Source organism: Dyella flava (assembly GCF_016904955.1).
Lineage (GTDB): Bacteria > Pseudomonadota > Gammaproteobacteria > Xanthomonadales > Rhodanobacteraceae > Dyella_B > Dyella_B flava.
In genome coordinates this window covers 194545-201647 of the sequence record NZ_JADIKE010000029.1, presented here as the reverse complement: position 1 = coordinate 201647, position 7103 = coordinate 194545, and the positions used below count along the sequence as shown (strand labels likewise).

8 protein-coding genes and 1 pseudogene are annotated in these 7103 nt (G+C 60.7%); 2 read left to right on the top strand and 7 right to left on the bottom strand.

Annotation, left to right across the window (positions count from 1 at the left end; translation table 11 throughout):
* Positions 1 to 293 (top strand): annotated as a pseudogene (locus ISP19_RS05765) (glucose/galactose MFS transporter); the annotation flags it as partial.
* A gap of 12 nt (positions 294 to 305) precedes the next feature.
* Here ISP19_RS05765 and ISP19_RS05760 read toward each other — a convergent pair.
* Genes ISP19_RS05760 through ISP19_RS05735 form a run of 6 tightly spaced genes read right to left on the bottom strand, consistent with a single transcriptional unit; the run spans position 306 to position 5511 of the window.
* Complete coding sequence (locus tag ISP19_RS05760; RefSeq protein ID WP_204680401.1) at positions 306 to 1103, bottom strand: c-type cytochrome; 798 nt, start codon at positions 1101 to 1103, stop codon at positions 306 to 308.
* On the bottom strand, positions 1100 to 2725 hold the full coding sequence (locus ISP19_RS05755) for a b(o/a)3-type cytochrome-c oxidase subunit 1 (protein ID WP_204680400.1): 1626 nt from the start codon (positions 2723 to 2725) through the stop codon (positions 1100 to 1102). Before ISP19_RS05755 ends, ISP19_RS05760 begins: the two co-directional genes overlap by 4 nt.
* The gene (locus tag ISP19_RS05750) at positions 2715 to 3284 is read right to left on the bottom strand and encodes a cupredoxin domain-containing protein (protein ID WP_204680399.1); all 570 of its coding nucleotides are present in this window, start codon (positions 3282 to 3284) and stop codon (positions 2715 to 2717) included. The genes ISP19_RS05755 and ISP19_RS05750 overlap by 11 nt, the downstream gene beginning before the upstream one ends.
* A 10-nt stretch (positions 3285 to 3294) precedes the next feature.
* Positions 3295 to 3468, bottom strand: a complete 174-nt coding sequence (locus ISP19_RS05745) for a hypothetical protein (RefSeq protein ID WP_204680398.1) — start codon at positions 3466 to 3468, stop codon at positions 3295 to 3297.
* 16 nt (positions 3469 to 3484) lie between these two features.
* Positions 3485 to 4762 carry a c-type cytochrome gene (locus ISP19_RS05740; protein WP_239556546.1) on the bottom strand — a complete coding sequence of 426 codons (1278 nt, stop codon included), beginning with the start codon at positions 4760 to 4762 and terminating at the stop codon, positions 3485 to 3487.
* Positions 4759 to 5511, bottom strand: a complete 753-nt coding sequence (locus ISP19_RS05735; protein WP_204680397.1) for a c-type cytochrome — start codon at positions 5509 to 5511, stop codon at positions 4759 to 4761. Before ISP19_RS05735 ends, ISP19_RS05740 begins: the two co-directional genes overlap by 4 nt.
* A 270-nt stretch (positions 5512 to 5781) precedes the next feature.
* Between ISP19_RS05735 and ISP19_RS05730 the strand changes: the two genes are divergently transcribed.
* Positions 5782 to 6231 carry a hypothetical protein gene (locus ISP19_RS05730; protein ID WP_204680396.1) on the top strand — a complete coding sequence of 150 codons (450 nt, stop codon included), beginning with the start codon at positions 5782 to 5784 and terminating at the stop codon, positions 6229 to 6231.
* A 30-nt stretch (positions 6232 to 6261) separates the two neighbouring features.
* On the opposite strand, the gene ISP19_RS05725 is transcribed toward ISP19_RS05730, so the two are convergent.
* Complete coding sequence (locus ISP19_RS05725; RefSeq protein ID WP_204680395.1) at positions 6262 to 6954, bottom strand: c-type cytochrome; 693 nt, start codon at positions 6952 to 6954, stop codon at positions 6262 to 6264.
* Positions 6955 to 7103 lie beyond the last annotated feature (149 nt).

The following is a 7103-nucleotide window of genomic DNA, read 5'->3' as shown; positions in this document are numbered from 1 at the left end:
ATATCTCGGTGGCGTTCGTCGCCGCGCTGGGCTTTGCCAACGCCATGATGTGGCCGGCGATCTTCCCGCTGGCGATCAAGGGCCTGGGCAGCCATACCGAACTGGGCTCGGCGCTGCTGATCATGGGCATCGTCGGTGGCGCCCTGATGCCCCAGGTCTTTGTGCATCTGAAGCAGTACATCAACTTCCAGCTCGCGTTCCTGATGGTCATCGTGCCGTGCTATCTGTACATCCTGTATTACGGCGTGCGCGGCCACGCGGTCGGAGCGCAACCGTCCGGCATCCACAAATAACGCGACGCACGCTTACTTGTTGCCGGCGTAATAGCCGACCGATGCGTCGATCTCATCCGGCGTCATGTTGCGCGCGATATTGCGCATCTGGGCGCTTATATCGTTGTGGCGCGTACCTTGCGCAAAGGCCTCAAGCTGATCCTTCAAGTAGGAGCGCGGCTGCGGACTGAGCCAGGGAGCACCCAGCTTGTTCACCATGCCACCGTGGCAGGAACCGCAGGGAGCGATGTTGCGCATCGGTGCTCCGGTGGCGACGATATCCGGAGCGGATGGCGCGCTGGTCGAGTTTGCGCGCGGTAGCGACGCATAGTAGTTCGACAGGTCGCGCAGATCCTGGTCGCCCAGTCCAACCACCATCGGCGCCATGACGGCACTCGTGCGTGCACCGCTTTGAAAATCGCGAAGTTCCTTGTAGATCGACGGACCGTATTGTCCAGCCAGGTTCGGCGTGTTGGCGGCGCTCACCCCGCGCGCGCCGTGGCACATGGTGCAGCGTAACGCCAGGGTGGCGCCGCGCCCGATCGAACCGCGCGTATCCGGCCCGATCAGCATCTCGGGGGTCAGCACCACGCTGGACACCGGCTGCTGCGGGGTAACCGGCGGACTGGTTTCACTCAGCCAGGCCCGGGGCACGCCGGCGGCGCTGCAAATGGAATCCAGCAGGCCTTTGAACAAGGCGTCGTTTTGCGCGGAAGGGAGCCAGATGAAGCCGACGAACATCGAAAAGAGCAACACCACCAAGGTGCCCCCGACGCTGGCGGTGAACCACGGGTTGCGCAGCGATATAAGGCGTGGGCGCTCGCTGTTCATCGCTTCGCTCCGACAAAGACCGCCGGTACGTCGGCATTGTGCAAACCGATGAGCTGCACAATCGGATAGCCGTAGTTGGTGATCGTCAACACGATCATCAGGGCGACCCAAAGTCCCAGGCCATTCAACGCCAACGGCAGCGAAGTGGGCTCATGCACGGCCTTGCTGAACGTGAAGGGCGCCGGCTCAACCCTGGTTGCCGAATGATTGCGATACAGGACCGTAAAGAACAGGATGGCGGAAAGCACCAACAACGCGCCGCCAATCACCGACATCACGACCGTAATGCCCTCGGCGGCCATGCCGGGCGCGGTGTAGTCGTAGTAAGCCATGCGCCGTGGCATGCCGAGGATGCCGGCGTAGTGCCAGGGAAACGTCAGCACGATCATGCCGACGAACCATAGCCATAGTTGCGCACGGATCAGGCCGAGGTCGAGCATGGCGCGCCCGGTAAGGTGCGGCCACAGGTCGTAGGCGATGGCGAAATACATGATCACGATGGCGCCGCCGAAGATCAGGTGGAAATGGCCGGTAATCCATTGCGTGTTGTGGATGGTCGAGTCCAGCTGATAACTCATATTGATCAGGCCGCCGGCTCCGCCAAAACCGAGCAGCACAAACGAGAACGCCAACGCGAGCATTTGCGGGTTGTCCCAGGGCAGCGCCTTGAGCCAGCCGAAGGCACCCTTGCCACCGCGCAGGCGCGCGGCGATTTCAACCGAAGCGCAAATGGTGAACACGGTCAGGAAGGTCGGGACCGCGACCAAGGCGGTGAACACCGAATGGACGAATTTGAAGCCCGCGCCCACTTGAGGATCGGCAAACAGATGATGGATGCCGATCGGCATCGCAAAGACGAGAAAAAGCGCGAACGAGATGCGCGCCATGGTGTCGCTGTACAGGCGGCCGCCGATGGCGCGGGGCACGATCGTGTAGAAGGCGATGTACGTCGGCATCAGCCAGAAATAGACGATGGCATGCAGCGTCCACGAAAACAGCACGCGCGAGAGCCCTGCGTTGATGGTGCTGGTGAAGCCAAGCGCCACCGGCAAGATCTGAAACAGCAGCTCCAGCGCCGCGCCGACCGCCGTCCATGCCCATAGATACGCCCCCGCCACGTTGGCGAACATGGCCAGTGGCACCGGCGCGCCCGGATGCGCGCGTTTCCACACGTGCAGATTGATGCCCATCAGGGCGACCCAGATCCACGATCCGACCACCACCAGCACCACGCCGATGTAGTAGAAGGCGTTGCCGATCATCGGTGGATAAAAGGTGTAAAGCACCGAATCCAGTCCCATCGCGACCGGCACGACCGCGGCGATCGAGCCGATAATAATCAGCGCGTACCCCACCCACGCCCAGCGCCGACCTACCAGCGGTTGGTCGAGCGCGAGTTCGGAAATGGCATAGCCGAGCCCCATGGCGATAAGCGTGGGGAACACGTAGCCCATCACGGTGCCGTGCGCGGTGACCGATCGATAGTACAGATCGGGGTCGCGGATCCAGGCGTGCAGCGGGCTGCGGATGAACATTTGCCACTCGCCAAGCAGAATGGCCAGGCCGAATACGCCAAACGCCAACCAGAAGTGGGCAAGCACGAGACGCTTGTTAGAGATCACAACTCAGTCTCCTCGTGTTGGCCGCCATCTTTGCGAAAACGTCCTTGTCCACGACCTTCACATTGGCCCACATGGCTTCATGGCCGACGCCGCAGAACTCGTGGCACGGCATCAGGTGATTGCCTGGCTGATCAAACTCGGTCTTGAACGTCGCGATGTAACCAGGCTCGACCATCGAATTGATGTTGGTCCCGGTAATCAGCATGCCGTGCACCACATCGGCACTGGTCACGCGAAATACGATGGGCGTTTTCGCCGGCACCACGATGCATTGCGGCGTGAATGAATACTGTTGGCCGATGATTCGCACCGTCACCGATCCATTGGCTTCGACCGCACTGCCGAGGTTGCTTTCGACGAATTCACCCGATACGTGCAACGTGGACGGATCGATGGTTTCGACTCGCGATGGGGGCATCATCGCCCAGTGCAGGCCGGTGAAAATCGTCACCGCCACCAGCAAGGCCATGATGCCGACGATCACGATGGCCCAGCGCTTCTCGATACGCGCAGCCTGTTCGGCGCTATCGTGCGGATCGGCGGAAGACACTTGGGCCATGACAACTCCCCTAATGAATCACACCACGTGGAAGGAAGACCAGGAAGTAGAACAGGAACCATATCGCCGTAACGATCGCCACCGCGATGCCGGCGACCGTCAATGCACCGCGCGGCCCGGCGCGCACGATTTCTTCGACGCGCTCGTCTTCACTTTTGGCGGATTCATCGTTGTTGCCACTCATGGAGATCTCGCCCCTTTCAATTTAGCGGAGCCGGACGCAGCACATTCACATCGTGGGCCTGGATCGCCGCACCATGGTTGTGCCAGGCCGTACGAATGTAGGTCACGACCGCCGCCACTTCTTCGTCGGACAGCTGTTGCGCGAAGGGTGGCATGCCGTAGGGTCTGGGATTGCGGATCGTCCCCGGTGGGTAACCGCCGTTGAGCACCATGCGAATCGGATTGACCGACGACGTCATCTGGATCGACTGGTTTCCGGCGAGTGGCGGGAAGTCCCATCCACGGCCTTCGCCATTCAAGCCATGGCACATGGCGCATTGCGCTTCGTAGATCTTCTTGCCGAGTGGAAACAGGCGAAGCTTGTCCTGCGTCTCGGTTTCCGTCGGAGCTGCCGTCTCACCCGTCGATGGCAAGGCCTTGAGGTAGATGGCCATCGCGTGGATGTCTGCATCGGACAGATATTGCAGACTGTTGTAGACCACTTCGGCCATCGGTCCGTAGACGGCGCCTCGCTTCGACACGCCGGCCTGCAGGAGGTCGGATATGTCCTCGATGCTCCACTCGCCAAGCCCCGCTTCGCGATTGGACGTCAAGGATGGCGCATACCACTCCTGCATCGGAATCAAGCCGCCTTGGTAAGCCGATGACGCCGAGCTGCCACCCAGCGCATTGATGGCGGTGTGGCACATCGAACAGTGTCCGAGTCCTTCCACCAGATAGGCGCCGCGATTCCATTCGCTCGATTTCGATGGATCGGGTTTGTATTCGCCTTCCTTGAAGTACAGCGTGCGCCAGCCCATCAGCAGATTGCGATTGTTGTACGGGAACCGCAGATCCTGGTCCTGGTTCTGCTGATGCACCGGCGGAACGGATTTCAGGTAGGCGAAAATGGCATCGTCGTCGGCGCGGGTGACCTTGGTATAGGCGGCAAACGGCATCGCTGGGTAAATCAGCTGCCCCGATGGCGAGCGTCCGGTGCGCATCATGTTGTAGAACTGGTCGGACGTCCAAGTACCGATGCCGGTCACCGGATCCGGCGAAATGTTCGGCGAATAAAGCGTACCGAATGGCGTGATCATCGCTCGCCCCCCGGCAAAGGGTTTGTCGCCGGGATTGCTATGACAGGCGATGCAATCGCCCGCGCGCGCCAGATACTGGCCTTGCGCAATCACCGATGCATCCTGGCTTCGTCCGACCTGCGCCAAGGCAAGCAAGCCAAACGCGATGCAAAGCATCCACCATGACGTGCCTGTGCGTCGCCCCATGTACGTTGAAGGTGGCGATGCTGTGCTCATCTCGTCTCGGCGCTTTCGCAAGTGAGCGCCAACTTCACCGAACCGGCCGGTGCCGGTGCGGAATTTTCCGGCGCGGGAAGCGACGACAGCCATGCGGATACGGCGGCAATGTCCGCTTCGGAGAGCAGCACCACCACCTTCTTCATGCATGTGGATGTTGCGGCAACGCGCGTCCCGTAACGCGATGCCCCGAGTTGCGCGCTGATGTACTTGCTGTCCAAACCGAGCAAGCCTGGAATGTCGGGCGACACGCCGGTCAGGGATGGGCCGTGGCAAGCAACACAGGAGGGAATGTGCCGGGCAGCATCACCCTGCAAGCCCAGCTGCTTGCCTAGTGCCAGCACCTGTGGGCCGACATTGGGTTTAGGCAGCACCGGAAAAGGCACTTGTTGTGTCGCAAAGTAATCGGCCATTTCCTGCAGATACGTATCCGGCAGATACGCGAGCAGATAGTTCATCGGCGGGTATTTACGCCTGCCGTCGCGAAAAGCGACCAGCTGGTTGAACAAATACCCGGCGGGCTTGCCCGCAAGCCGGGGAAAATAATTGTTGCCGCTGCCCTGCCCTTTCTCGCCATGGCAGGCGGTGCAGGCCTGCACGCGTGTCGCGATCGAGTCAGGTGCCGTCACCGTGCTCTGGACCTGCGCATGCAAGGAGCCGGTGGCCATGGAAAAGGTAGCGAACGCTACAAAGACAGCGACGTAACGGGCCGCTCTGAGAAAATCGCTGTGATCGCAGTCGACTTTCATGAATCAACCCGCTGTTGATGGTGGTTGGCTAGACCAACGCCGATCTTGGGATTGCTTCTTCCAATATACAGGCATGGGGTCAGCGTTCAAGTCGAACGCCGTCGGATCACACAACGCGACACAAATACTCTGCACGCGCTCCGATGTGGCACGGCGGTTGCATTGTTTGGCGCCCGTGACGATGCCTCTCTTGGGGGAACGTCCCGCCGTCCCTTTTTAGGCGAAACTTCGCTCGCGGCACTCCAACCCCGTTGCTATGGAGTCAAAGCCATGGACACCGCTTACGCTTCCGCGCTTGCCGCACTCGCCGGATCGGCGATAGGCGGCCTTACTTCCTTGACGGCGTCCTGGCTGACGCAGCGTGTCCAGTTCACGGCACAGCAGCGAGCGGCTCAGCTAGGTCGACGCGAAGAACTGTATCGAAACTTCATTGAAGAGGCGTCGAAGTGGTATGCGGATGCCTATGAACATGACACGCCGAAGGTGTCGAACCTGGTTGGCCTGTACGCCATGGTGAGCCGCATGCGCGTCTTGTCGGCGCCGAGTGTGGTCGAACAGGCCGATAACGTCGTGCGTGCGATTATCAAGGCGTACCTGTCACCCAATAAAACCTTTCGTGACATCGGCGAGGTAATCGATGACAAAGCGATGAATCCGCTCAGGGACTTCAGCAACGCATGCCGCGATGAATTATCGGGAGTGTGGAACGCTCCGTTGTAGCGGCCGGGCAAAGCAACGCCCTGCACAAGCCTACTTGGGCGGAATGACCGACAGGTATGCCGCCACATCGTCAATCTCGGCCTCGGTAAGTTTGGAGGCCACTTCGGTCATCGATCCCGGCTTGGGCGTGCCGGCGCGCGCACGCGCCTGAAATTCGTGCAGCCGGTTTACGAGATAGGTTTCCGGTTGACTGGCGATGCCGGGATAGCGCACGCCATTGCCCCTGCCATTCATGGCGTGGCAACTAAAACAGGCGGGAACGCCGTTGCCATCTCCGTGCAGCGCCATGGCTTTGCCAGCAGCCACCATCTCCGGCGAAGGCGCTTGTGGGGAGACTATGAGTGGCGTTTTCTGCGCGGCGAAGTACTTGGCAAGCGCGTCGATATCCGCGTCAGAAAGCGTGCGCGCGATCGGCTGCATGATGTTGCTGGGACGCTTGCCGTTCTTGAATGAGTTCAGGCTGTGCGCCAGGTAGGCAGGGTCCATGCCGGCAAGGCGCGGTGTGCCGGAAGCGTTGCCGGCGCCTTGTGCGCCATGGCATGCCGCGCAAACCTGCACGGCCGCCGGCGCAGCGGGCGATGTCGATGCAGCGGCGTTAGCGGAAAGACAGACCGACAAGGCCAAGAGGACGAACAGCCGCCAGTAGACGCCGCTTAGTAACGAATGGAGACGCGGATACTGCAACGTCCACGTCGAGGCGGCAGCGTAGAGGCTGGCAAGCATGGCTAAAACTCGACATCGAGAGTGGCTGTGGTCAAGTGTCCGGCACAAGGCGATCGATGTGAATTCGTTTTTTTATATCGGCGTCATCAGCAAGGGCTATGGCTTGTGTCCATTCCTCCAACCGTCGGTACGACCGCCGTCCTGCGCCA

What these genes read in the sequence shown, in the direction of transcription:
- ISP19_RS05735 (WP_204680397.1), bottom strand. Translation starts at nt 5,511, where the DNA reads ATGAAAGTCGACTGCGATCACAGCGATTTTCTCAGAGCGGCCCGTTAC.
- ISP19_RS05750 (WP_204680399.1), bottom strand. Translation starts at nt 3,284, where the DNA reads ATGGCCCAAGTGTCTTCCGCCGATCCGCACGATAGCGCCGAACAGGCT.
- ISP19_RS05725 (WP_204680395.1), bottom strand. Translation starts at nt 6,954, where the DNA reads ATGCTTGCCAGCCTCTACGCTGCCGCCTCGACGTGGACGTTGCAGTAT.
- ISP19_RS05745 (WP_204680398.1), bottom strand. Translation starts at nt 3,468, where the DNA reads ATGAGTGGCAACAACGATGAATCCGCCAAAAGTGAAGACGAGCGCGTC.
- ISP19_RS05740 (WP_239556546.1), bottom strand. Translation starts at nt 4,762, where the DNA reads ATGAGCACAGCATCGCCACCTTCAACGTACATGGGGCGACGCACAGGC.
- ISP19_RS05730 (WP_204680396.1), top strand. Translation starts at nt 5,782, where the DNA reads ATGGACACCGCTTACGCTTCCGCGCTTGCCGCACTCGCCGGATCGGCG.
- ISP19_RS05760 (WP_204680401.1), bottom strand. Translation starts at nt 1,103, where the DNA reads ATGAACAGCGAGCGCCCACGCCTTATATCGCTGCGCAACCCGTGGTTC.